Origin of the sequence: Streptomyces sp. NPDC016469 (assembly GCF_040632905.1) — a bacterium.
Classification (GTDB): Bacteria; Actinomycetota; Actinomycetes; order Streptomycetales; family Streptomycetaceae; genus Streptomyces.
The window spans coordinates 1-23,988 of the sequence record NZ_JBEYCQ010000009.1 but is presented as its reverse complement, the minus strand read 5'-3'; the positions used below and the strand labels follow the sequence as shown (position 1 = coordinate 23,988).

At 70.6% G+C, this 23,988-nt stretch carries 24 protein-coding genes; 8 read left to right on the top strand and 16 right to left on the bottom strand.

From position 1 onward, the window contains the following. Positions 1-53: 53 nt before the first annotated feature. Entirely contained in the window at positions 54-1,640 is a 1,587-nt protein-coding gene (locus tag ABZ565_RS12360; protein ID WP_361024188.1) for a carboxylesterase family protein, read from the top strand. 49 nt (positions 1,641-1,689) lie between these two features. Here the strand turns inward: ABZ565_RS12360 and ABZ565_RS12355 are convergent, their stop codons facing one another. The 3 genes from ABZ565_RS12355 to ABZ565_RS12345 all read right to left on the bottom strand — a co-directional run bounded on the left by ABZ565_RS12355 (position 1,690) and on the right by ABZ565_RS12345 (position 3,330). Beyond that, the gene (locus ABZ565_RS12355; RefSeq protein WP_361024185.1) at positions 1,690-2,082 is read right to left on the bottom strand and encodes a hypothetical protein; all 393 of its coding nucleotides are present in this window, start codon (positions 2,080-2,082) and stop codon (positions 1,690-1,692) included. Between the two features lie 121 nt (positions 2,083-2,203). After that, the gene (gene rph, locus ABZ565_RS12350; protein WP_361024182.1) at positions 2,204-2,941 is read right to left on the bottom strand and encodes a ribonuclease PH; all 738 of its coding nucleotides are present in this window, start codon (positions 2,939-2,941) and stop codon (positions 2,204-2,206) included. A 155-nt stretch (positions 2,942-3,096) separates the two neighbouring features. Continuing rightward, positions 3,097-3,330: a PTS glucose/sucrose transporter subunit IIB gene (locus ABZ565_RS12345; protein WP_093708643.1), complete on the bottom strand. Its 234-nt coding sequence runs from the start codon at positions 3,328-3,330 to the stop codon at positions 3,097-3,099. A gap of 223 nt (positions 3,331-3,553) precedes the next feature. On the opposite strand from ABZ565_RS12345, the gene ABZ565_RS12340 reads away from it, so the two are divergent. After that, complete coding sequence (locus tag ABZ565_RS12340) at positions 3,554-4,813, top strand: PTS transporter subunit EIIC (RefSeq protein ID WP_361024179.1); 1,260 nt, start codon at positions 3,554-3,556, stop codon at positions 4,811-4,813. Between the two features lie 263 nt (positions 4,814-5,076). Beyond that, a complete protein-coding gene (locus ABZ565_RS12335) occupies positions 5,077-6,324 on the top strand; it encodes a PTS transporter subunit EIIC (RefSeq protein ID WP_361024176.1) in 1,248 nt (415 codons plus the stop codon). A gap of 77 nt (positions 6,325-6,401) precedes the next feature. Here the strand turns inward: ABZ565_RS12335 and ABZ565_RS12330 are convergent, their stop codons facing one another. From ABZ565_RS12330 to clpS, 8 genes are all read right to left on the bottom strand, one after another. Next, a complete protein-coding gene (locus ABZ565_RS12330; protein WP_361024173.1) occupies positions 6,402-7,154 on the bottom strand; it encodes an MBL fold metallo-hydrolase in 753 nt (250 codons plus the stop codon). 301 nt (positions 7,155-7,455) lie between these two features. After that, complete coding sequence (locus ABZ565_RS12325; protein ID WP_361024170.1) at positions 7,456-8,406, bottom strand: cysteine synthase; 951 nt, start codon at positions 8,404-8,406, stop codon at positions 7,456-7,458. Then, positions 8,406-8,684, bottom strand: a complete 279-nt coding sequence (locus ABZ565_RS12320; protein WP_143616195.1) for a MoaD/ThiS family protein — start codon at positions 8,682-8,684, stop codon at positions 8,406-8,408. The genes ABZ565_RS12325 and ABZ565_RS12320 overlap by 1 nt, the downstream gene beginning before the upstream one ends. 129 nt (positions 8,685-8,813) lie before the next feature. Beyond that, a complete protein-coding gene (locus tag ABZ565_RS12315) occupies positions 8,814-8,939 on the bottom strand; it encodes a putative leader peptide (protein WP_275408399.1) in 126 nt (41 codons plus the stop codon). Between the two features lie 123 nt (positions 8,940-9,062). Beyond that, the gene (locus ABZ565_RS12310) at positions 9,063-9,494 is read right to left on the bottom strand and encodes a M67 family metallopeptidase (protein ID WP_361024167.1); all 432 of its coding nucleotides are present in this window, start codon (positions 9,492-9,494) and stop codon (positions 9,063-9,065) included. 91 nt (positions 9,495-9,585) lie between these two features. Next, positions 9,586-11,034: an amino acid permease gene (locus tag ABZ565_RS12305; protein WP_361024164.1), complete on the bottom strand. Its 1,449-nt coding sequence runs from the start codon at positions 11,032-11,034 to the stop codon at positions 9,586-9,588. 317 nt (positions 11,035-11,351) lie between these two features. Beyond that, entirely contained in the window at positions 11,352-11,936 is a 585-nt protein-coding gene (locus ABZ565_RS12300) for a DUF2017 domain-containing protein (protein ID WP_361024161.1), read from the bottom strand. Between the two features lie 109 nt (positions 11,937-12,045). Beyond that, positions 12,046-12,360: an ATP-dependent Clp protease adapter ClpS gene (gene clpS, locus ABZ565_RS12295; protein ID WP_361024158.1), complete on the bottom strand. Its 315-nt coding sequence runs from the start codon at positions 12,358-12,360 to the stop codon at positions 12,046-12,048. 90 nt (positions 12,361-12,450) lie between these two features. Between clpS and ABZ565_RS12290 the strand changes: the two genes are divergently transcribed. Both ABZ565_RS12290 and ABZ565_RS12285 read left to right on the top strand, forming a co-directional pair. Continuing rightward, entirely contained in the window at positions 12,451-13,779 is a 1,329-nt protein-coding gene (locus ABZ565_RS12290) for a nicotinate phosphoribosyltransferase (RefSeq protein WP_361024155.1), read from the top strand. Positions 13,780-13,960: 181 nt separating this feature from the next. Further along, positions 13,961-14,545 carry an isochorismatase family protein gene (locus ABZ565_RS12285; RefSeq protein WP_361024152.1) on the top strand — a complete coding sequence of 195 codons (585 nt, stop codon included), beginning with the start codon at positions 13,961-13,963 and terminating at the stop codon, positions 14,543-14,545. Positions 14,546-14,561: 16 nt separating this feature from the next. Here the strand turns inward: ABZ565_RS12285 and ABZ565_RS12280 are convergent, their stop codons facing one another. Both ABZ565_RS12280 and ABZ565_RS12275 read right to left on the bottom strand, forming a co-directional pair. Next, positions 14,562-14,903 (bottom strand): hypothetical protein, encoded by a 342-nt coding sequence (locus ABZ565_RS12280; RefSeq protein ID WP_361024149.1) that lies wholly within the window; start codon positions 14,901-14,903, stop codon positions 14,562-14,564. A 124-nt stretch (positions 14,904-15,027) separates the two neighbouring features. Continuing rightward, positions 15,028-17,424, bottom strand: coding sequence for an immune inhibitor A domain-containing protein (locus tag ABZ565_RS12275; protein ID WP_361024146.1), 2,397 nt, complete (start codon positions 17,422-17,424; stop codon positions 15,028-15,030). A 369-nt stretch (positions 17,425-17,793) separates the two neighbouring features. Between ABZ565_RS12275 and ABZ565_RS12270 the strand changes: the two genes are divergently transcribed. After that, positions 17,794-18,081: a hypothetical protein gene (locus ABZ565_RS12270; protein ID WP_361024143.1), complete on the top strand. Its 288-nt coding sequence runs from the start codon at positions 17,794-17,796 to the stop codon at positions 18,079-18,081. Positions 18,082-18,117: 36 nt separating this feature from the next. Here the strand turns inward: ABZ565_RS12270 and ABZ565_RS12265 are convergent, their stop codons facing one another. Beyond that, positions 18,118-18,783, bottom strand: coding sequence for an RDD family protein (locus ABZ565_RS12265; RefSeq protein WP_361024140.1), 666 nt, complete (start codon positions 18,781-18,783; stop codon positions 18,118-18,120). 70 nt (positions 18,784-18,853) lie between these two features. Next, positions 18,854-19,993 carry an RDD family protein gene (locus tag ABZ565_RS12260; RefSeq protein WP_361024137.1) on the bottom strand — a complete coding sequence of 380 codons (1,140 nt, stop codon included), beginning with the start codon at positions 19,991-19,993 and terminating at the stop codon, positions 18,854-18,856. A 208-nt stretch (positions 19,994-20,201) separates the two neighbouring features. Here ABZ565_RS12260 and ABZ565_RS12255 point away from each other — a divergent pair, with 208 nt between their 5' ends. Then, positions 20,202-20,678, top strand: a complete 477-nt coding sequence (locus ABZ565_RS12255; RefSeq protein WP_361024134.1) for an SsgA family sporulation/cell division regulator — start codon at positions 20,202-20,204, stop codon at positions 20,676-20,678. A 32-nt stretch (positions 20,679-20,710) separates the two neighbouring features. Here ABZ565_RS12255 and ABZ565_RS12250 read toward each other — a convergent pair whose 3' ends face one another. Next, a complete protein-coding gene (locus ABZ565_RS12250; protein ID WP_361024131.1) occupies positions 20,711-22,078 on the bottom strand; it encodes an FAD-linked oxidase C-terminal domain-containing protein in 1,368 nt (455 codons plus the stop codon). A gap of 97 nt (positions 22,079-22,175) precedes the next feature. Between ABZ565_RS12250 and ABZ565_RS12245 the strand changes: the two genes are divergently transcribed. Then, on the top strand, positions 22,176-23,861 hold the full coding sequence (locus ABZ565_RS12245) for a tetratricopeptide repeat protein (protein ID WP_361024128.1): 1,686 nt from the start codon (positions 22,176-22,178) through the stop codon (positions 23,859-23,861). Positions 23,862-23,988 lie beyond the last annotated feature (127 nt).

Below are 23,988 nucleotides of genomic sequence, written 5' to 3'. Positions count from 1 at the left end.
CTACGTTGGTCCTGTTGGCGCACCGAAGATCACGTCCAGCTCTGGAGTCCTTGATGAGTTCCCTGAAGTCCCGTGTCACCGCCCTCACCGCGGCCACCCTCGCCGCGGTCGCTCTCGCGCCGGCCGCCGGCGCTGCGGAGCGTCCCGGCACCGCCCCCCTCCCCGCCCGGGTGGTGACCGCCGAAGGCCCCGTGCAGGGGGCGGTCACCGGTGGGGTGCGTACGTTCCAGGGCATCCCGTACGCGGCTGCGCCGACCGGTGAGCGCCGGTGGAAGAAGCCGGCCGCGGTCCGGCCGTGGTCGGCCACGCTGGACGCCCGGGCCCCGCGAAGTGCCTGCGCGCAGCCCACCGATCAGCCCATCTCGATCGCGGGTGGGGGCAGTGAGGACTGCCTGTATCTGAATGTGACGACGCCGGCCGGGCGGTCGGCGCGGCCCCGGCCGGTGATCGTATGGATCCACGGCGGGAGCTTCGCGTACGGGGACGGGGCGAGCTACGGCGCGGCGAAGCTGGCGGCCGCGCGGCAGGGTGCGGTGGTGGTGACGGTGAATTACCGGCTGGGGGCGTTCGGGTTCCTGTCGGCGCCGGGTCTGCGCGCTCCGGCGAATCTGGGGCTGCTCGACCAGCAGGCGGCGCTGCGGTGGGTGGCGCGCAACGCGGGTGCCTTCGGCGGGGATCCGGGCAACGTGACGCTCATGGGGCAGTCGGGTGGGGCGTACAGCGTGTGCGCCCAGTTGGTGTCGCCGGGGGCGCGGGGGTTGTTCCACAAGGCGATCCTGCAGAGCGCGGGGTGTGTCGGGCCGGACGGTTCGTTCACGCGGGCGCAGGCGGAGGAGCAGGGTGAGGCCGTCGTCGCGGCGGCCCTGGGCGGCGACGCGGAAAATGTCGACTCCCGTCTGCGGGCCCTGCCGACGGCCGACCTGGTCGAGGCGTCCGCGTCGGGTCATGACGGTTACCGGCCGGTGGTGGACGGTGAGGTGGTGCCGGAGGCGCCGGCGCGGGCGATCGCGGCGGGGCGGTTCGCGCGGGTGCCGGTGCTGCACGGTTCGACGCGCGACGAGATGAGCGGGCTGGCCGGTCTGGACGAGCTCATGACGGGGAAGCCGCTGACCGCCGAGGGGTATGCGGAGAAGGTGGCGGCCCGGTTCGGAGCGGATGCCCCGGCGGTGCTGGCCGAGTATCCGGTGGAGCGGTATGCGGCTCCGGCGGCAGCGCTGTCGGCGGTACTGACGGATGCGGACTGGTCGACGGCGGCGCTGGACACGCAGCGGGCGCTGGCGCGGCACACGTCGGTGTACGCGTACGAGTTCGCCGAGGAGTCGGCTCCGTACTTCCGGGGGGTGCCGCGTCCGGCGAGCTTTTCCCTGGGTACCGGTCACATGACGGATCTGGCCTACCTGTTCGAGAACGAGCTCTTCGAGCCGTTGGACGGGGCGCAGGCGGAGTTGTCGGACACGGTGGTCGGGTATTGGAGCCGGTTCGCGAGCACCGGGCGGATGAACGGCGCGGGGCTGCCGGCGTGGCAGCGGTTCACGGACGGCGACGCGTACGTGCAGCGGCTGGCGTCGGGGAACATCGGCCGGACGGACTTCGCGGCGGACCACCACTACGCGTTCTGGAAGAACCTGTCCTCGTCGTGAGGTGGTCCGGGTGCCCCGGCGGCCGTGGTGCTGCCGGGGCACCGGTGTGTCACGGGGTGCAGACCTTGGCGATCTCGCCGGCGGCGTCGGTGACCGGGGTGATGTCGGGGGTGGCGTCGCCCTTGTCGATGGCGTCGCGGACGTTGGTGACGCCGGAGCGGAGGTCGTCCACGGCCTTGGAGAGGTCGGCGTTGTCCGTCTTGTCGCCGAGGTTGCCCAGCTCCTCCTGGATCTGGTCCAGGGCCTCGGTCGCCTGGGTGGGGTCGCTGGAGGCGTTGGAGACGGCCTGGCGGAGGTTGTCGACGCTGGTGGCGATGGTGTCGGCGGTGCGGACGCAGTCGAGCGTCTTGTCGAGGGCGCCGCAGCCGGCCGCCGCGGTGGCGGTGATGAGTACGGCGGTGACGGCCAGTGCGGTGCGGTGGAGCCGGTGGCGCGCGGCCATGGTGTGGTCCCTCCCCGGGTGCGGATGCGCGGACGGGCGCACGGTTCGACCCGTGCGCCCGTATGCGTATCGACGCCGCTGGGCGGGACTTGGTTGCCTCTTTACCTTCTCGGTCTGTTTTTCAGGCGCCGAGGGTGGTGGCCAGTGCCTCGTTCTGGAGCCGGGCGAGGTCGACGCAGCCGGCGGTGGCGAGGTCGAGCAGGGCGTTGAGCTCGGTGCGGTCGAAGGGCTGGGCCTCGGCGGTGCCCTGGACCTCGACGAAGCGGCCGTCGCCGGTGCAGACGACGTTCATGTCGGTCTCGGCGCGGACGTCCTCCTCGTAGCAGAGGTCGAGGAGCGGGGTGCCGTCCACGATGCCGACGCTGATGGCGGCGACGGTGCCGGTCAGCGGCTTGCGGCCGTGCTTGATGATCTTCTTGCCCTGGGCCCAGGCGATGGCGTCGGCGAGGGCGACGTAGGCGCCGGTGATGGCGGCGGTGCGGGTGCCGCCGTCGGCCTGGAGGACGTCGCAGTCCAGGACGATGGTGTTCTCGCCGAGGGCCTTGTAGTCGATGACGGCGCGCAGGGAGCGGCCGATGAGCCGGCTGATCTCGTGGGTCCGGCCGCCGATCTTGCCGCGTACGGATTCGCGGTCGCCGCGGGTGTTGGTGGACCGGGGGAGCATCGAGTATTCGGCGGTGACCCAGCCTTCGCCGCTGCCCTTGCGCCAGCGCGGCACGCCTTCGGTGACGGAGGCGGTGCAGAAGACTTTGGTGTCGCCGAAGGAGATGAGCACGGATCCTTCGGCGTGCTTGCTCCATCCGCGTTCGATGGTGACGGGACGGAGCTGGTCGGCGGTGCGGCCGTCGATACGAGACATGGCGCCGAGCCTATCGGGTGGCGGGGGCCTCGTTTTCCGGGTGTGGAGGGGCGGGCGCCCCGGTGCGGAGGGGGTCCGTGCGGGCCGCGGCCCCGGACGCGCCGCAGGCCCCGTCCGGGGTGGGCGGGGCCTGCGGGGGCGGGGTCAGGCGGTGGTCACATCATGTCTTCGATGTCGGCCGCGATCGGGTCGGCGTCGGTGCCGATGACGACCTGGATCGCGGTGCCCATCTTGACGACGCCGTGGGCGCCGGCGGCCTTGAGCGCGGCTTCGTCGACCTTGCCCGGGTCGATGACCTCGGTGCGGAGGCGCGTGATGCAGCCCTCGACCTCTTCGATGTTCTCGATTCCGCCGAGCCCGGCGACGATCTTCTCAGCCTTGCTGGCCATGGCCTTCTCCCTGGTTCCTCATGTGCGTGCGACGGCCCACCATGGGTCCGTTTCGTCACGGTAACGCACGGTTGGCCCAACTTCTCGGGCGGGCATCCGCACGGTCCCCAATGATGACGATCACCGGCGCCCCGCCTTCCGGGCCGGGCTCCGCACCGTATCGCGACTGGTCTACACCAGTATGCGACGACCGCCAAACCAGGCGTGTTCCGGGAGGATGCCGATGAGTTCGAACGCGGCCGCGCTACCGCAGCGGAAGTGGTGGAACGGGCCGGTCCAGGGCCTGCAGAAGGTCGGCCGCAGCCTGCAGCTGCCGGTGGCGGTCCTGCCCGCGGCGGGCCTGCTGGTCAGCCTGGGCAATCTCTTCGACTCCTCGCTGCACGGACGTTTCTGGGACAAGTTCGCGAAGGTCCTGCTCAACGGCGGCACCGCGATCCTCGACGGCGAGCTGGGCCTGCCGCTGCTCTTCTGCATCGGGGTCGCGATCGGCTTCGCGAAGAAGGCGGACGGCTCGACGGCCCTGGCCGCCGTCGCCGGCTTCCTGGTCTACCGGGGGGTGCTGACGGCGTTCCCGGTGGACGGTTCGGTGACCAAGGACGTCCCGGAGGGGGTGCCGCAGAACCCGGGCGTGCTGGGCGGGATCATCATCGGGCTGCTGACCGCCGTGGTCTGGCAGCGCTACCACCGCACCAAGCTGGTCGACTGGCTCGGCTTCTTCAACGGCCGCCGCCTGGTCCCGATCCTGATGGCGTTCCTCTGCGTGATCCTGGGCGTGCTGTTCGGGCTGCTGTGGCAGCCGGTGGGTGACGCGCTGACCTGGTTCGCCAAGCAGTTGATCGACCTGGGCGCCTGGGGCGCGGCGATCTTCGGTTTCGCCAACCGGTTGCTGATCCCGATCGGCATGCACCAGTTCCTGAACACGTTCTTCTGGTTCCAGGCGGGCGAGTTCACCGGGAGCGACGGGGGCACCGTCCAGGGCGACATCTCCCGGTTCTTCGCCGGGGACCCGTCGGCCGGGCAGTTCACCTCGGGCTTCTTCCCGATCATGATGTTCGGGCTGCCCGCGGCGGCGCTGGCCATCGCGCACACCGCGCGGCCGGAGCGGCGCAAGGAGGTGGCCGGTCTGATGCTGTCGGTCGCGCTGACGTCGTTCGTGACGGGTGTGACGGAGCCGCTGGAGTTCTCGTTCCTGTTCGTCGCGCCCCTGCTGTACGGGGTGCACGCGATCCTGACCGGTGTGTCCATGGGCGTCACCTGGGCGCTGGGGGTGCACGCGGGGTTCAGCTTCTCGGCCGGGCTGATCGACTACGTCGTCAACTGGCATCTGGATACGAAACCGTGGCTGATCATGCCCATCGGTGCCTGCTTCGCGGTCGTCTACTACGTGATCTTCCGGTTCGCGATCACGAAGTTCAACCTGCCGACGCCCGGGCGGGAGCCCGAGGAGGTGGAGGAGGACATCGAGAGGAACCTCACGAAGTAGGCTTTATGCAAGGTCGCTGACCTTGTGAGCGCGGCCCCCGGACCCTGCGGTCCGGGGGCTTTTCGCATGTCACGGTACGTATGCGGTAGCTGCTGCGAAGTAGTCGCAAATTGCAGGTTCCTTATCTAACCCTCACCGTGCTACAACTGGTCTACACCACTCAGTGGTCCAGACCACGTGAAGCTCGCGCCTCACGTTTCTCGAGTCGTCGCCCACCCAAAACCCCCTGTCCCCGGCGGCGCCTTGCTTACTGGAGGAAGTTGATGAGTACGGCCACCGCTACGGCGGCCCCCGCGAAGAAGCGGGGCTCCGGCCTGTTCCAGGGCCTGCAGAAGGTGGGTCGCAGCCTGCAGCTGCCGATCGCGGTGCTGCCGGCCGCCGGTCTCATGGTCCGCCTGGGTCAGCCGGACGTGTTCGGCGCCGACGGTCTCGGGTGGGACAAGGTCGCAGCCGTCTTCGGCAATGCCGGCGGCGCGATCACCGGCGCCCTGCCGCTCCTGTTCTGCGTGGGCGTCGCCATCGGGTTCGCGAAGAAGTCGGACGGCTCGACCGCTCTCGCCGCCCTCGTGGGCTTCCTGGTCTACAGCAAGGTGCTCCAGGCGTTCCCGGTCACCGAAGCCGTGGTCCAGAAGGGCGCGGACACCGCCGCGACGTACAACGACCCCGGCGTGTTCGGCGGCATCATCATGGGTCTGCTCGCCGCGGTCCTGTGGCAGCGGTACCACCGCAAGAAGCTCGTCGACTGGCTCGGCTTCTTCAACGGCCGCCGCCTGGTCCCGATCATCATGGCCTTCGTCGGCGTCATCGTCGGCGTCTTCTTCGGCCTGGTCTGGGAGCCCATCGGTGACGGCATATCCAACTTCGGCGAGTGGATGACCGGTCTCGGCTCCGGTGGCGCCGCGCTGTTCGGCCTGATCAACCGTGCGCTGATCCCGATCGGCATGCACCAGTTCGTGAACACGGTCGCCTGGTTCCAGCTCGGTGACTTCACCAACGCCGCCGGCGAGGTCGTCCACGGTGACATCCCGCGCTTCCTTGCCGACGACCCGACCGCCGGTATGTTCCAGTCCGGCTTCTTCCCGATCATGATGTTCGGCCTTCCGGCCGCCGCGATCGCCATCGCGCACTGCGCCCGCCCCGAGCGCCGCAAGGCCGTGATGGGCATGATGGTCTCGCTCGCGCTGACCTCGTTCGTCACCGGTGTGACCGAGCCGATCGAGTTCTCGTTCATGTTCATCGCGCCTGTCCTGTACGTGCTGCACGCCGTACTGACCGCCGTGTCGATGGCCGTCACCTGGGGCCTGGGCGTCCACGCGGGCTTCAACTTCTCGGCCGGGTTCATCGACTACGCGCTGAACTGGACCCACGCCACCAAGCCCTGGATGATCATCCCGATCGGCCTGGTCTTCGCGGCGATCTACTACGTGACCTTCCGGTTCGCGATCATCAAGTTCAACCTCACCACCCCGGGCCGTGAGCCCGAGGAGGAGATCGAGGACCTGACCAAGTAGGTCCGGCCCGACAGCTCGAAGCCCTCACCTTCCCGGCGGAAGGTGAGGGCTTCGTCGTACGCGTACGGGCGCACCGCTCAGAGTTGGTACACCGCGCCCGGCGCCGCGAGTTCGGTCGGGCCGGTGAAGACCTCGCGGGCGTCGGAGAGGTTGCGCTCGGCGTCGGTCCACGGGGGGATGTGCGTCAGCACCAGGCGGCCGACGCCCGCCCTGGCGGCCAGCTCGCCGGCCTCGCGGCCGTTGAGGTGGAGGTCCGGGATGTCCTCCTTGCCGTGCACGAAGGACGCCTCGCAGAGGAAGAGGCCGGTGCCCTCGGCCAGCTCGTCCAGGGCCTCGCAGATGCCGGTGTCGCCGGAGTACGTGAGCGAGGAGCCGCCGTGCTCGATGCGGATGCCGTACGTGTCCACGGGGTGCCGGAGCTTCTCCGTACGCACCGAGAAGGGGCCGATCTCGAACCAGCCCGGCTTCAGCGTGTGGAAGTCGAAGACCTCGCTCATCGCATGGTCGGACGGGGTGTCCGCGTGCGCGGTGGTGAGCCGCTGCTCCGTGCCCTCGGGGCCGTAGACCGGGATGCGGGCGGGGCGGTCGCCGCCGTGCGGGTAGTAGCGGACGACGAAGTACGCGCACATGTCGATGCAGTGGTCGGCGTGCAGGTGGCTGAGGAAGATCGCGTCGAGGTCGTAGAGACCGACGTGGCGCTGCAGCTCTCCGAGGGCGCCGTTGCCCATGTCGAGGAGCAGCCTGAAGCCGTCGGCCTCTACGAGGTAGCTCGAGCATGCCGATCCCGCGGAGGGGAACGAGCCGGAGCAGCCGACGACGGTGAGCTTCATGGAGCGTGAACCTCCGAGACGTGGGAACGGGGAGGGTTCGTGCGGTTCTCGCGGTGCGGTTTGTTGAGCGTAAGGCGCGAAAGTGCGGGTCGCTCCTTCGGGGTGGCTCGTTGTGGGGGAACTCACCTGCGCTGTCACCGGTTCGGGTGGCGGGGGCGCCTGCGGCGGGCCTGTTCCCCTGCCGACGCCGGAGGGGCCGGAATGAAAATGCCGCCGCCGCAGATGTGCGGCGACGGCGGCAAAATCCAGCCCCCGCGGCGATTGAGCGGCGGGGGTACGGGGGCGGCGCCCCCGAAAACGGCTACGCCCAGAGCTGCCCCTGCATCGTCTCGATCGCCGCCTCCGTGGTCGGCGCGGTGTACACGCCCGTGGACAGGTACTTCCAGCCCCCGTCGGCCACGACGAACACGATGTCCGCGGTCTCCCCCGCCTTCACCGCCTTGTTGCCGACCCCGATCGCGGCGTGCAGCGCCGCCCCCGTGGAGATGCCCGCGAAGATCCCCTCCTGCTGGAGGAGTTCGCGGGTGCGGGTGACCGCGTCGGCGGAGCCGACCGAGTAGCGCGTGGTGAGGACCGACGCGTCGTACAGCTCGGGGACGAAGCCCTCGTCCAGGTTGCGCAGGCCGTAGACGAGGTCGTCGTAGCGCGGCTCGGCGGCCACGATCTTGACGCCCTCGACGTGCTCCCGCAGGTAGCGGCCGACGCCCATCAGGGTCCCGGTCGTGCCGAGCCCCGCGACGAAGTGGGTGACCGAGGGGAGGTCGGCGAGGATCTCCGGGCCGGTCGTCGCGTAGTGCGCGCCGGCGTTGTCGGGGTTGCCGTACTGGTAGAGCATCACCCAGTCCGGGTGCTCGGCCGAGAGCTCCTTGGCGACGCGGACCGCGGTGTTGGAGCCGCCCGCCGCCGGGGAGGAGATGATCTCGGCGCCCCACATGGCGAGCAGGTCGCGCCGTTCCTGGGAGGTGTTCTCCGGCATCACGCACACGATGCGGTAGCCCTTGAGCTTGGCCGCCATGGCGAGGGAGATGCCGGTGTTGCCGCTGGTGGGCTCCAGGATCGTGCAGCCGGGGGTGAGCCGGCCGTCCTTCTCCGCCTGCTCGACCATGTGGAGCGCGGGACGGTCCTTGACCGAGCCGGTGGGGTTGCGGTCCTCCAGCTTGGCCCAGATGCGGACGTCGGCCGAGGGTGACAGCCGCGGCAGGCGGACGAGCGGGGTGTTGCCCACCGCGGCGAGCGGGCTGTCGAAGCGCATCAGTTCATGCCGCCGGCGACGGCCGGGAGGATGGTGATGCTGTCGCCGTCGCTGAGCTTGGTGGAGATGCCGTCCAGGAAGCGGACGTCCTCGTCGTTCAGGTAGACGTTGACGAAGCGGCGCAGCTGGTCGCCGTCCACGATCCGCTCGCGGATGCCCGTGTGGCGGGTCTCCAGGTCCGTGAAGAGGTCGGCGAGGGTGTCCCCCTGGCCCTCGACGGCCTTGGCGCCGTCGGTGTAGGTGCGGAGGATGGTCGGGATGCGGACCTCGATGGCCATGGCGTGGGCTCCTGTCGAAGCGGAGTGGTGGCGGTGGGCGTGGGGCGTGCGGCTCTGCCCCCGCGCGGGGTCGGTACGTGGTGCGGTGGTGCCCGGGCCCGGGCGGCGGCGCCCGGGAGGTGGCCCGGCTCAGGCCTCGCGGCCGGCGGACCGGTGGTTCGTACAGATCGCGCTGGAGAGGCGGCACAGGTCGACGTGCAGGCGCGCCACGAGCAGCGAGCCCGGCGTCTTGTCACTCACGTCATGGGGAACCATGCGGTCATCGTATCGATTCCCGGTCGGGGATTCGGAGTGTGATCTCACCTGATGGATGGTCGGCGTTCGGTGGGCGGACAGGGCCGGGTTGTGCGCGGCCCTGTCCCGCCGCTGCGGGGGTGGTCAGGCCGCCGGGTACGCCTCGACGACCGCCACCTCCTCCTCGGTGATCTCGCCGTCCACGATGCGGTACGAGCGGAACTGGAAGGGGCCCGCGTCGTCGGTGTCCGCGGTGGACACGAGGACGTAGTGGGCGCCGGGCTCGTTGGCGTACGTGACGTCGGTGCGCGAGGGGTACGCCTCGGTCGCCGTGTGCGAGTGGTAGACGATCACGGGCTCCTCGTCGCGGTCGTCCATCTCGCGGTAGAGCTTGAGCAGGTCGCCCGAGTCGAACTCGTAGAACGTGGGCGAGCGCGCGGCGTTGAGCATGGGGATGAAGCGCTCGGGGCGGCCGCTGCCGGCGGGTCCGGCGACGACGCCGCACGCCTCGTCGGGGTGGTCGGCGCGGGCGTGCGCGACGATCTGGTCGTACAGCGTCTGGGTGATGGTCAGCATGGCGCCCAGGATAGGACGGCGGGCCCCCGCGTACCGAGGAGTGGTACGCGGAGGCCCGCATCGTGGGACGCCGCTGGTGGGGGCGTACGCCTCAGCGCTTCACGCGGTCCGCGAATGCCTTGCCGTCCGGGTTCCTGGACTTCAGGACCAGGTAGGAGACGCCGAGGATCAGGGCCCACAGCGGGGCGCAGTAGAGCGAGATCCTGGCGTCCTTGTCGATGCCCATCATGACGATGACCACGGCGATGAACGCGAGCGCGAAGCCGCTGGTGAACGGGGCTCCGGGGGCCCGGAAGGAGGACTGCGGGAGCAGCCCGCGCTCGGCGAGGCGGCGGTAGCGGATCTGGCTGACCAGGATCATGATCCAGGCCCACATGCCGGAGATCGTGGCGAAGGAGACGACGTAGGTGAAGGCGTCACCGGGCCACTGGTAGTTGATCCACACGCCGACGAGCATGAGGGCCGCGGAGAACGTGGTGCCGATGAGCGGGGTGCCGCTGCGGGTGAGCCGGGTGAAGAACTTCGGGCCCTGGCCGTTGAGCGCGAGGTCGCGCAGCATGCGGCCGGTGGAGTACATGCCGGAGTTGCACGAGGAGAGCGCGGCGGTGAGGACGACGAAGTTGACGATGCCGGCGCCGACGCCGAGGCCCATCTTCTTGAAGGCTTCCACGAACGGGGAGACACCGGGCGAGAAGTCGGTCCAGGGCACGACCGAGAGGATCATGATCAGGGCGCCGACGTAGAAGACGGCGATGCGCCAGGGCACGGTGTTGATGGCCTTGGGCAGGACGGTCTTGGGGTCCTTGGACTCACCGGCGGTGACGCCGACGAGTTCGACGGCGAGGAAGGCGAACATCACGATCTGCAGGGTCATCAGGGTGCCCTTGATGCCGTGCGGGAAGAAGCCTCCGTCGGACCACAGGTGGGTGACGCTCGCGGTGTCCCCGGCGTCGGAGAAGCCGAGGGTGAGGATTCCGGCGCAGATGAGGATCATGCCGACGATGGCGGTGACCTTGACCATCGAGAACCAGAACTCCAGCTCACCGAAGAGTTTTACGGAGATGAGGTTCACGCCGTACAGAATGATCGTGAAGACCAGGGCCGAGACCCATTGCGGGATTTCGAACCAGAACGTCATGTACTGGGCGGCCGCGGTGACTTCGGTGATTCCGGTGACGACCCAGAACAGCCAGTACGTCCAGCCGGTGACGAAGCCCGCGAAGGGGCCGATGAATTCGCGCGCGTACTCCGAGAAGGAGCCCGAGACCGGGCGGTACATGAGGAGTTCGCCGAGCGCGCGCATGATGAAGAAGATGACCAGGCCCGCGATGGCGTAGGCCAGGATGATGCTGGGTCCGGCCTTGGCTATGGCCTTGCCGGCGCCGAGGAAGAGCCCGGTGCCGATGGCTCCGCCGATCGCGATCATCTGGATCTGGCGGGCGCCGAGGGCTCTCTGGTAGCCCTCGGGAGAGGCGGTGGCATCCGCGGCTGCGGCGTGCGGGCCGTCCTGCCCCTTGTCGTCGATCTGCGCCGATGTCATGTGGTTGCGCCTTTCTCCACGCCGATCCGCGCCTTTCGGCCGCGGATCAGGTCCTGATCCCCCCGGATACGGATGGAGTGCCGCCGGTGGTTACCGGCTGATAGCGCCTACCCGGGAACAGGGGTGGCGTTCCCGGGTGGTCGTGAAGATTTACCACGGGCGTGAAGGCGATCCGGCGGACGTTCTGTGGCGCACAGCACAAGTAAAAGCGGACAAGGCGGTCCGGGCGCTGCAAACGAGACCGTTGAGGTGACGCGATCGTTATTCGGATTTGAGTGTCCGTTGAGCGAACACGGTGACGGGGCGCGCCCCGGGTGTCACGGCATCATGGTCTCGACCAGGGTTTCCTGGAGGGCGCCGAGCCAGAGATAGGCCATGACCATGGGCTTTCGGGGGTCGCTGTCCGGGAGCCGGTAGAGCGAGCTCTCCTCGCCCTCGTCCTCGTCGCCGACCTCCAGGCGGGTGCCGATGGTGAGCCGGAGGTCGTTGAGGGAGCCGAGCCAGTTCCGGCACTCGTCGGCGGTGAGGGTGAGCACGGCGGCGCCCTCGCCGGCGGGGGTCAGCGCGTCCAGCGTGCGTACGACGACGAGGGCGTCCTCGCGCTTGCGGGTGCGCAGGTCGTTCTCGGTGAACCGGCGGAACTCGGCGGAGGCGGCGCGCAGTTCGTCGTCCTCGTCGCCGTACGCCTCGGGGAAGAGGCGGGCCAGGGCCGGGTCGGCGGGCGGCTCGCTGGGGCCCTCGGCGAAGAGCGCGGCGAGCGGGTCCTCGCCCTCGGCGGGCTCGTCGCCGGGGCCGATGAGTTCGAGCAGCTGGACGGCGAGGGAGCGCAGGATCGCGATCTCCACCTCGTCGAGCGCGACGGCCGCGCCGCCGCCGGGAGTGGCCTCGAAGTGGCCGGCCATGGGTTCTCTCCGATGATGGTCGGGCGGTGCGGGTGGGCCGTGCGGTGCGGTGCTGGGGGGTGTCTTGTCGATCAGGCGCGGACCCGGCCATGATCGGCAAGACATCCCCTTAGTTGCGGTCCTGGGTGAGCGTGGCCCACAGCCCGTAGCCGTGCATGGCCTGGACGTCGCGCTCCATCTCCTCGCGGCTGCCGCTGGAGACGACGGCGCGGCCCTTCTGGTGGACGTCGAGCATCAGCTTGTGCGCCTTGTCCTTGGAGTAGCCGAAGTACGCCTGGAAGACATAGGTCACGTAGCTCATGAGGTTGACCGGGTCGTTGTGGACCAGCGTCAGCCAGGGGACGTCGGGCTCGGGGACGACGAGGTGGTCCTCGGCCGATTCGGGACGTTCGATCTCTGTAGGGGCGACGCTCACCTGTCCCATGCTGCCACTCGCAGGGGGCGCCCGCACAAACGGCCCCACCTCGGCACCCCCATCTCGTCACTCTGACGAAATAGGGGTAGCATCCCCGGCATGAACTCTGCGGACCTTGGGCGACGGGTCGGTGTGCCGTCGACAGCGCTCTTCACCGACCAGTACGAGCTCACGATGGTGCAGGCCGCGCTGAAGGCCGGGACGGCCGGGCGGCGCTCGGTCTTCGAGGCGTTCACCCGCCGGCTGCCGGAAGGGCGGCGCTACGGCGTCGTCGCGGGCACCGGGCGGGTCCTGGACGCGGTGGAGAACTTCCACTTCGACGAGGAGATGCTCGGCTTCCTGCGCGACCAGGCGATCGTGGACGGGCCGACGCTGGACTACCTGGCGGACTACCGGTTCGGCGGCGACATCTGGGGCTACCCGGAGGGCGAGGTGTACTTCCCCGGCTCGCCGATCCTGCGGGTCGAGGGCTCGTTCGCCGAGTGCGTGCTCCTGGAGACGGTGATCCTCTCGATCCTCAACCACGACTCGGCCATCGCGGCGGCGGCCTCCCGGATGTCGGCGGCGGCGGGCGGGCGCCGGCTGATCGAGATGGGCGCACGCCGCACCCACGAGCTGTCGGCGGTCGCCTCGGCGCGTGCCGCGTACATCGGCGGCTTCGACACCACCTCCGACCTGGCGGCCGGCTTCCGCTACAACATCCCGACGGTCGGCACGAGCGCCCACGCCTTCACCCTGCTGCACGACTCGGAGCGGGACGCCTTCCGCGCCCAGGTGGACTCGCTGGGGCGCGGTACGACGCTGCTCGTGGACACGTACGACGTGGCGACGGCGGTCCGTACGGCGGTCGAAGTCGCGGGGCCGGAGCTGGGCGCGGTACGGATCGACTCCGGGGACCTGCTGCTGGTCGCCCACCGGGTGCGCCAGCAGCTGGACGAGCTGGGCGCCACGGAGACGAAGATCGTGGTGACCTCGGACCTGGACGAGTACGCCATCGCCTCGCTGGCCGCCGCGCCGGTGGACGCGTACGGGGTGGGCACGCAACTCGTCACGGGCAGCGGGCACCCCACGTGCTCGATGGTCTACAAGCTCGTCGCCCGCGCGGGGTCCGGCGACCCGGCCGACGAGCTGCGCCCGGTCGCGAAGAAGTCGATGGGCGCGAAGTCGTCCAAGGGCGGCCGCAAGTGGGCGGCGCGCCGGCTGGACGAGGAGGGCGTGGCCGAGGCCGAGGTGATCGGCACGGGGCCGGTGCCGGAGGCGCTGGCCGGGCGGCAGTTGCTGGTGGAGCTGGTCCGGGGCGGCGAGGTGGTGGCCCGTGAGCCGCTGGACGCCGCGCGGGACCGGCACATCGCGGCGCGGGCGGGGCTGCCGTTGTCGGCGATGCAGTTGTCGCGCGGCGAGGCGGTGATCCCCACCGAGTACGCGTGACGGGCGGCCCCCGGGGTACCGCTTTGTCCTCCATGGCCGGACGGGCTCGGTGTGGGCGACGGAAGCCCGATGTGCGGCGACCCCGCCGATTTTGCGCGGGTGCGCTTGCTTGACCCGCTGGAATCCCTAGGCTCGGGGCCGTCCCCCGTACCGCTCCCCCACTCCCCGAAGGACACCCACCATGCACCGCGCCTTGATCGTCGTGGACGTTCAGAACGACTTCTGTGAGGGCGGGAGCCTCGCCGTGGCGGGGGGTGCCGATGTCGCCGCCGCCATCACCGACCTGATCGGCGAGAGCCGGCCCGCCTACCGGTACGTGGTGGCCACCCGGGACCACCACATCGATCCCGGGGACCACTTCTCGTCGGCCCCCGACTTCGAGCACTCCTGGCCGCCGCACTGCGTGGCCGGTACGGAAGGTGTGGGCTTCCACCCCAATTTCGCCCCCGCGGTCGCCTCCGGGGCCATCGACACGGTGTTCGACAAGGGCGCCCACGCGGCGGCGTACAGCGGCTTCGAAGGGCTCGACGAGAACGGCACCGGGCTCGCCGAGTGGCTGCGCGGGCACGGCGTCAGCGAGGTCGACGTGGTCGGCATCGCGACCGACCACTGCGTGCGCGCGACCGCGCTGGACGCCGTCCGCGAGGGCTTCACCACGCAGGTGCTGCTCGACCTGACCGCGGGGGTCGCCGAGGCGACGACCGACCGGGCGCTGGCCGAGATGCGCGGCGCGGGTGTGACGCTGACCGGCAAGCCGGTCGTCTGAGCACCCCGGGCCGGGGTCAGCCGCTGCCGGCCGGGACGGCGGGCGCGGCGGGCCTCAGCAGGGCGCGGATGGGGTGCCAGAGCTCCTGCGCGCAGCCGGGTCTGGCGCGCCACAGGACGCCGTCCGGGTGGTGCAGGACGGCGGTGATCTCGTCCGGGGTGGGCGGCTCGGCGTTGCCTCGCAGGTAGACGGCGCGCAGGCCCAGGTTGCGCAGCCGGGTCAGGGCGCGGGCCCGGTTGGCCGCGTGCACCAGGACCCGGACGGGGGCGCCGGGACCCGGGCCCTCGGCCGGGCTCGGCAGGGTGATCGCGACGACCACACTGCCGTTCGGCAACTTGCTGAATCCTCCGCCTGCCATACGTACGCGCTCCCCCGTGAGACATCGTGTCAATAAGAAAGTGAACAGAGGCACCTAAACACGATCGGCCGCCGCCCGCTAGAGGGCGACGGCCGATCATGCTGTGACCTGCGGTGACGCGGTTCTACTTGTGCGCGGCACCGACCTGGACGGTCATCGTCTCGCCGCTGAGCGGCTCGCTGACGATCGTGATCCTGGTGTTGGTGTCAGGAACCTTGACGCTTCCGGTCGGGTTCTCCTTGTACCAGTAGGTGCCCGTGTGGTCGTTGAACGACGGGACGCCGAGCTGCGGCTTGACCTTCACGGCCTGGTCGGCCAGGTGCAGCGTGAAGCCGTCCGTCGGGTACCAGCTGAACGGGGCGTCGAAGGGCTGGATCTTGTTGCGCATGATCGAGCCGTTCGTCCACTTCAGCGGCTTGGCGTGCGCGTCCACCGGCAGGATCAGGCCCTGGCCCGGGTGCTGCGAGACGTTGTTGTCCTTCTGGGAGGTGTCCCAGAGCCAGACCAGCAGACCGTTCTGGTACGGGTAGTGCTCGACCCAGTCCGGACGGGTGGTGGAGAACCCGAAGTTGTACGGGCCCGTCTTGAGCGTCGTGTCGTAGCTGACGTACTGACGGTTCTCCGCGAGGTAGTACTGCGGGTAGTCCTTCTCGAACGACGAGCCGACCCGCGAGAAGCCCTTGCTGGTCCAGCCGTTGTCGTCGCCCTCGGCGTTGTCCGTGAAGAGCGCGGCACCGTCGGCGTTCACCGAGATGGTGTCGGCCGCGAAGCCCACGCCGCCCGCGCCGCCGTCGGTGGCGTAGCGGAAGCGGATGTCGATCTTCTGGCCCGCGTAGGCGTCCAGCGAGTACGACAGCTTCTGGTACTTGCCGGAGACGTCGGTCAGGGCCGGCTTGTCACTGGCGTCGCGCGGGATCGGCTGACCGTCGGCGGTGCCGTCGATCGCGGTCCAGCTGGTGCCGCCGTTGGTGGACACCTCGGTGTAGAGGTAGTCGTAGTCCTTCTCGATGTCCCACCAGCCCTGGAGGTCCAGGGAGGCCTTGGACTTGCCGGTGAGGTCGACGGGGCGCGACAGCGTGTTGCTGAGGTTGTCGCCCATGTCGCTCCACCACTGCTTGGCGCCCTCGGCGGGCGTCGTGACGGCGGTGGTGACGGCCTTCTCCGGCAGCTCGACGACGAGCGCCTGCTTGTCCTTGGTGTTGTACTCGGACACGCCCAGCTTGTGGGTGGACTTCGTCGCGGCCTTGGCCTCGGCGTAGTTCAGCCAGCCCAGCTGGAGCTTGTCCCAGGCGGTCATGTCACCGGGCATGTCCCCGATGCTGTCCTTGCCGGTGCCGAGCCAGGAGCCCGCCGACATCAGCGACCAGAAGCCGACCGAGTTCTCGGCGGTGTTGGTCGTGTCGTACAGGTCCGGGAGGCCGAGGTCGTGGCCGTACTCGTGGGCGAAGACGCCCAGGCCGCCGTTCTCGGGCTGCGCGGTGTAGTCGCCGACCCAGAGGCCGGTGTCACCGATCTGGGTGCCGCCGGCCTTGTTGTTCTCCGGGCCGGTGGCGCCGGCGTTGGTGCCGTACGCGTACCAGCGGTGCGCCCAGATGGCGTTGGTGCCCTCGACGCCGCCGCCGGCCGACTCGTCCTCACCCGCGTGCACGATCTGGAAGTGATCGATGTAGCCGTCGGGCTCGTTGAAGTTGCCGTCGTTGTCGAAGTCGTAACGGTCCCACTGGTCGTACTGGGCGAGGTCCGTCTTGATCTGCTCGGGCGTGCGGCCCTTGGCCTTCTGGTCGGCGGCCCAGGCGTTGACGCCGTCCTTGATCATGTCCCAGGCGTTGGCGCAGTTGGTCGAACCGCAGTAGTTCGAGCCGTAGCGCGCCTCGTTGTAGGGGACCTTGACCCAGTCGGAGACCTCACCGTCGACCGAGTAACGGCCGGAGGAGGTCTTCTCGTAGTACGTCTTCAGGGAGTGCTTGCCCGCACCCGTGCCGAAGTACAGCTCCTGGAAGTGGGCCTGGTTGTAGTCGGCCTGCCAGGCGGTGCTGTTGTCCTTCTTCGGGTCCGGCTGGGCGATCTGGTTGTGCAGCGGCCCGGGCGTGCCGCCGTACTTCTTGACGGCCGGCTTGGGGCCCGCGCCGTCCGGGTCGTACATGGTCGTGTTGTCGACCTGGTCGCCGAACTCCACCAGGACGGTGAAGATCTTGTCGGTCTTCTCACGGCCGAGCTCGACGTACTTCTTGTCGTCCAGCTTGACGACCTGCGAGCCTCCGCGCGACGAAACCTTCTTGTCGCCGGATATGACCTGTTCCAGAGCAGCCTGGCGCTGAGCGGCCTGCTGCTTGCTGAACGGGCCGTCCAGGTCGTGCTCGTTGCCCTTGGCCGACCCCGGGTCCCGGCGGTCGACGGAGGCAGCGGCGCCTGACGCCTGGTCATCTGCCTGAGCGGTGGCGAAGGCGGATGCGGTCGCGGCGGTCGCGGCCATGGCCACGACAACCGCTCCGGTCCGAAGCGCCCGTCTCTTAATGATCACGTGATGCAGTCCTCCCCGGCGTCCGCGGCGACGGCCCGGGAGTGTGGAGAGGCCGCGCGCGGAAACGCGTCACAAGTGACGACATTCGACCGGAGTTACGGAAGAAAAGACAGACCTTGACTTGAACGGAGCAAGTGCACTATGCAGGAGCACCATTCCGGTATCCGGACGAGACGTTCGCGGGCGCCCGGCGCGTCAACGCCCTCTGCGGGCGCGCGAGATGACTCCGTGCGCCCCCCATGCACCGGCACTGTGGGTTAGGTTACGCTTACCACCCGTTCCTCCAGGGCATCCACCGTCATAGAGTCGCTTGACAGCGCGACCGTGTTGAGAGACCGCCCATCCGACGTCCCGAGGACGGAAACCGCCATGCCGCGTCCTACTGCCGCACAGCTCTCCTACGGTTCGGTCACCGTCGTCTTCTCGACCCTGGCCATGTTGCTGCTGTTCCGCACCAGTTCGGGCATCGGTATCGCCGCCGTCGGTACGGTCGCGCTCGCCCTCGGACTCGTGGTGTCCGTCACCGTACCCGCGAAGCCCCGCCGTTACGCGGCAAGGGCGGCGGGGACGGCCGCCCCGGTGTCCGCGCACCGTGGCACCGTGCCCGCCGCCCGCGACGAGAACCGCGCGCCCGTCTCCGCGCAGAGCCTGCGCTGAGTCCCGGTCCGGCCCGCGCCGAGCCCGGGCCGAACCTCAGTTGACGGTGACCACCACCGTCTTGGCCGCCTTGTCCTGGAGCCCCTGGCGGTAGGGCTTGTCCGTGAACATCAGCACGATGTTGATGAGCCACCACAGGCAGGGGCAGCACAGCAGCGCCGGCAGCCACAGCACCACGGCCCGCAGGAACGCCGCGCCGGTGTCCGGCACCCTGCCGTCGTTGAGCATCGCGACCCGCATCTTCAGCAGCCGCTTGCCGAGCGTGCGGCCGTCCTTGTGCGTGAAGTACGTGTCGTACGCGACGTAGCAGACGAGCCCGATCAGCGACCAGAGCAGCTGATGTCCGGTGTAGGTCTGGGCGAAGATGTCGCTGACGTCGTCGTCGTTGCCGTTGCCGTCCGCGGCACCGACCGCGCCGCCCCAGGGCAGGGAGATCAGGTACAGCGGGATCGAGATGATCAGGAAGTCGATCAGCCGGGCCAGGATGCGCTTGCCGGGCTCCGCGAGCGGCGGCATTCCCGCCAGTGGGTCCGCGCCGCCGTAGGGTCCGCCGCCACCGTAGGGTCCCGGGTCGTACGGCGGAGGCGGCGCGCCGCCTCCGTAGGGCGAGCCGGACGACGGCGGCGGCTGGTCCCCGGGCGGCCGCTTCCTGAAGGGGTCGTCCTCGGGCGGCTGACCGGGCGGCGGCTGATCGTTGCTCATGGGGGCAGTGCATCCCGCGCCCCGGGCCCCCGCAACGGCTCAGGTGCGTTCGGGGGAAGGGCCGGGGGTGTCAGCCCGCGACGAAGGTGCGGGCCGCCTTGTCGTGCCAGCACTGGCGCCAGGGCCGGTCCACCAGGCACCACAGGACGCCGGCCACCCCGACGACCAGGACGCCCAGCACGCCGTACACCAGCCACCGGCGCAGCGCGGCGCCGAAGCCGGGGGTCTCGTGGGACTCGATGTCCCGTACGTCGAGGCCGCACAGCTTCTTACCGAGCGTACGGCCCCACTTCGCGGTCGGCAGCGCGTCGAGGAGTACGCCCAGCACGAGGAACACCGCCAGCACCGCGCCGCCCAGCGCGGCCGTGGTGGAGTCCAGCAGCCATACCGTGACCGTCTCGCCGGTCTGCTTCGCGGCGTCGATCTTCCCGTCGATGTGGTCCACCGCCCGGCCGGCCAGCGGGACGGCGGCCACGGCGGTGAGCGCGCCCAGCACCACGGTGTCGATGAGCCGAGCGGCGAACCGCTTGCCGAGCGGGGCGGGGCGGCCCTCGGCCCGCGCCGCGATGAGCCCTTGGAAGGGGTCGGCGGCGGGTGGCTTCCAGGGAGTGACGGGCGCCTCCGGCGCGGGGCGTGCCTGCGGCACCGGGTGCGCCTGCGGCGCGGGGCGCGCGTTGAGGGTGCGGAGGGTCAGGGTGCCCTCGGTGGGCGCGGGAGGCTCCGGCGTACCCGTTCCGTCCTCCATCTCCCCCACAGCCTGAACGGCATGGGAGGTACCCCCTGGACGGGCTTGAGGTGGCTGATGCGCCCGAGGAAGCTCGGGAAGCCCAGCCCGTTGCACCTCAGCCCGTTGCGACCCAGCCCGTCCGGCGTTCGAGGACGGAACCCTCGGGGCGGGGGGCCTCGCGTCCTCGGGGGCGGGCTTGGAGGTCTCCGGCCACGACACGTGGTGGTCAGGGGTGCCGGCGAAGGCGTCGGCCTGCCAGGCGATGGCGGGTTCGGGGCGGCCGCCCTCGTGACCCTCCTCGTCGAGGAACACCGGTCCGGTCTCCTCGACCACCGCCGGTTCGTCCGGCTTCGGGGCCGGGCGGCTGGAGCCGGGCACCCAGGAGGCGCCGTTCCAGTAGCGGACGTAACCGGGGATGGACGGGTCGGGGTAGTACCCCTCGCGGGGGCTCTCGTCACCGGGTGCCGGGGTTGGGGCGCTCATCACCGTGGTCCCGTATCTCTTCGCGGCCTCAATACAGGGGTCCACATCTACCAGACAGGCGCGTACTCCCGGGCCGGTCCGGATGTTTGGCCCACTTTCCGGTCACGCGAACTTTTTTCGGGAAGTCGCGTAATGGATGGCGTGCGGGGCGCTCTCACCCGTGCGGGCCGGTCGTGGGACCGGCCCCGGAGAACGGAAGGACGCCGTCATGCACACCGTCGTGGAACGCGAGCTGGAGCTCAAGCTGGTCCTGTCGCCCGAGCGCAGCATCCCCGTACCGGCCAGGCTGACGTACCGCACGGAGGACCCGTACGCGGTGCACATCACCTTCCACATCACCTCGGACTCGCCGGTGTACTGGACGTTCGCCCGCGATCTGCTGGTGGAGGGGGTGTTCCGGCCGTGCGGGCAGGGGGACGTGCGGATCTGGCCCACCAAGGTGGACGGGAACCACGTCATCTGCGTGGCGCTGACGTCCCCGGACGGCAACGCCCTGCTGGAGGTCCCTTCCGCCGCCGTGGCGGTGTGGGTGGAGCGGACCCTGCGGGTGGTGCCGCCGGGTACGGAGACCGGGCGGCTCGGCATCGACGAGGGGCTGGCCGAACTCCTCGCGCCGCTGCCGGCCGACGACCTCTGGATGAGCGACCCGTGGCCGTCGGACGAGTCGCAGGACGGGGAGAATTGAGGAGCGGGGGCCGGGGCCGGGGCCGGGGCCGGTCAGAACACCTTGCCCGGGTTGAGCAGCCCGAGCGGGTCGAACGCCTGCTTGATGCCCCGGTGCAGTTCCACGCCCACCTCGCCGAGTTCCCGGGCCAGCCACTCCTTCTTCAGGACGCCCACCCCGTGCTCGCCGGTGATCGTGCCGCCGAGGGCGAGGCCGAGGGCCATGATCGCGTCGAAGGACTCCCGGGCCCGCCGGGACTCGTCGGCGTCGGCGGGGTCGAAGCAGACGACGGGGTGGGTGTTGCCGTCGCCCGCATGGGCGCAGACCCCGATGGTGAGGCCGTACTTCTCGGCGATCTCCGCCGTGCCCGCCAGCATCTCGCCGAGCCGCGAGCGCGGTACGCACACGTCGTCGATCATCGTCGCCGGCTTGACGGTCTCCAGCGCGGTCAGCGACATCCGCCGGGCCTGGAGCAGCATCTCGGACTCGGCCGCGTCCTCCGCCGGGACGACGTCGGTGGCGCCGGCGGCGGTGCACAGGGCGGCGACGGCGGCGAGGTCGGCGGCCGGGTCCGGGGTGTCGAAGGCGGCGAGCAGCAGGGCCTCGGTGGTCTCGGGGAGGCCCATGTTCGCCATCCGGTTGACCGCCTGGACGGTCGTACGGTCCATCAGTTCGAGGAGTGATGGGGTGTGGCCGCCCTCCATGATCCGGCAGACCGCGTCGCAGGCGCCCGCCGCGTCGGCGAACTCGGCGGCGAGGACGAGCTGCCGGGGCGGCCGGGGTTTCAGTGCGAGGACGGCCCTCACGACGATCCCGAGGCTGCCCTCGGAGCCGACGAAGAGGCGGGTGAGGTCGTATCCGGCGACGCCCTTGGCGGTGCGGCGGCCGGTGCTGAGCAGGCGCCCGTCCGCGAGGACGACGTCGAGACCGAGGACGTATTCGGCGGTGACCCCGTACTTCACGCAGCACAGGCCGCCGGACGCGGTGCCGATGTTGCCGCCGATCGTGCACATCTCCCAGCTGGACGGGTCCGGCGGGTAGTACAGGCCGTGCTCGTCCACCGCGCGGGAGAGCACGGCGTTGACGACGCCCGGCTCGACCACGGCGACCCGGTCGACGGGGCTGATCTCCAGGATGCGGTCCATCTTCACCAGGGAGAGCACGATGCAGCCGTCCGTGGCGTTGGCGGCGCCCGACAGGCCCGTGCGGGCACCCTGCGGGACGACCGGGACGCGCAGCGCGGTGGCGGTGCGCATGACGTGCTGGACCTGTTCCACGGTGCGCGGGAGCACGACGACGGCGGGGGCGCCGGCCTCGCAGAAGCTCGCCATGTCGTGGGCGTAGGAGGCGGTGACGTCCGGGTCGGTGAGCAGGGCCCCGGCGGGAAGACCCGCCCGCAGCTGTTCGAGGAGATCGTCCATGATCCAAGCGTGGCACCCGGGCCCATTGGTGTGAACCCGTCTGCGGTGGCGATCCCAAGGCGCGGTGTGATCTTCATACTGACGCACAGTGAGCGGCATGGATCTCACGCCTCAGCAGCCCCCGGGGGCCTCCGGGCCCGAGTACTCCTTCGACACCGGCTGGCCCGCCCCGGACGCGTCCCCGCAGGACCCCGCGTCCCCGGCCGAGCCGCCGCCCCCCACGATGCGTACGACGCTGCGCCGGGCCGCGTTCGGCATCGTGGCGGGCGCGGTCCTGGTGACGGGCGCGGTGGTCGCGGTGCCCGACGACGACAAGGACGCAGCACCGCCGGTGGCCGGCCCGGTCTCGCGGGCGATGAGTGCGACGGCCGCCGGCTCCCCCGCCGCGCTCGCCGATCTGACGGCGCTCATCGGGGACCGGCAGAAGTGGGTCGGCACGCACCCCTCGGACGCGGATTCCTGGGCGGTGCTGGGGTCGGCGTACGTGGAGGCGGGGCGGCGGGCCGCCGACCCGGCGTACTACACCCGGGCCGAGCAGGCGCTGAAGCGGTCGCTGGACGTGCGCCCCGGCGAGAGCGGCAACACCGCCGCCTGGGTGGGCCTCGCATCGCTGGCCAACGCCCGCCGCGACTTCGTGACCGCCAAGAAGTGGGGTGAGACGGTCCGGGCGCGGCGGCCGAAGGAGTGGGCGGTCTACCCGCAGCTGATCGACGCCTACAACGGCCTCGGCGACCAGAAGTCCGCGATCACGGCGGTGGAGCGGTTCACCGAGCTGCGGGCCGGGGTCCCGGCGCTGGGCCGGGCCGCCGAGATGTACCGCGACCGGGGCTGGCGCGAGGACGCGCTGGCCACCGCGCAGGACGCGGCGAACCGGGCCAGGACGCCCGCCGAGAAGGCCGCCTGCCTGTCCAGGCTGGGCGACCTGGCCTGGGAGCGGGGCGAGCCGAAGGAGGCCGTGGCGCAGTACGGGGCGGCGCTGCGCGTCGAGAAGGGCCACCACCCCTCGCTCGCCGGGCGGGCCCGGGCGCTGGCGGCCCTCGGGCGCACCGACGAGGCCGTGCGGGATTACCAGGCCGCCCTGGCGAAGTCGCCGCGCCCGGCGTACCTGCTCGAGCTGGGCGAGCTGTACGAGTCGCTGGGCCTGGACGGCGATTCGGTGGGCCAGTACGAGAAGCTGCGGGCGGCCCTGGACCGGGGCAAGGCGCGCGGCGTGGACGAGTCGCTGCCGCTGGGCCGCTTCGAGGCCGCGCACGGCGACGCGGACGCGGCGGTGGAGCTGCTGCGGGCGGAGTGGCGGCGGGGCCACCACAGCGCGGCGGTGGCGGACGCGCTGGGCTGGGCGCTGCACCGGTCGGGCGACTCGGACGGGGCGCTGGAGTACGCGCAGCGGGCGGTGGACTCGGGCGGGCAGAACGCCTCGTACGCGTACCACCTGGGCATGGTGCAGCGCGCGCTGGGCGACTACGGTTCGGCGCGCCGCCAGTTGGAGGGGGCGCTGCGGACCAGTCCGAAGTTCTCGCCGCTGGACGCGCCGCTGGCCAGGGAGGCGCTGGACAACCTGGGCGAGCCCCCGGCGGGCGGCCCGGCGGACATGCAGCCGCCGCCGGCCCCGGAGCCCCCGGCCCCGCAGGCTCCCGCACCGCAGGGCCCGGCGCCCCGGGCCCAGGAACCGCAGGCCCCGGCTCGTGAGCAGCAGCCCGCGCCCGGCGGCGGTCCGGTGCCCGCGGCGGCCGTCGCGCAGGCCCCCGTAAAACCGTCACCGGCCGCGGTGGCCGGCCACTGACGTACGGACGAAGAAGGGGCGGGCCGCCGAGCACGCGTCCTTCTCCCCCGGCTTGCGCTGGAAGGAGCAGTACGCGCACGAGGCGGTGCACACGTTGGTCATGTTGAGGTGGCGGTTGACGTTGAAG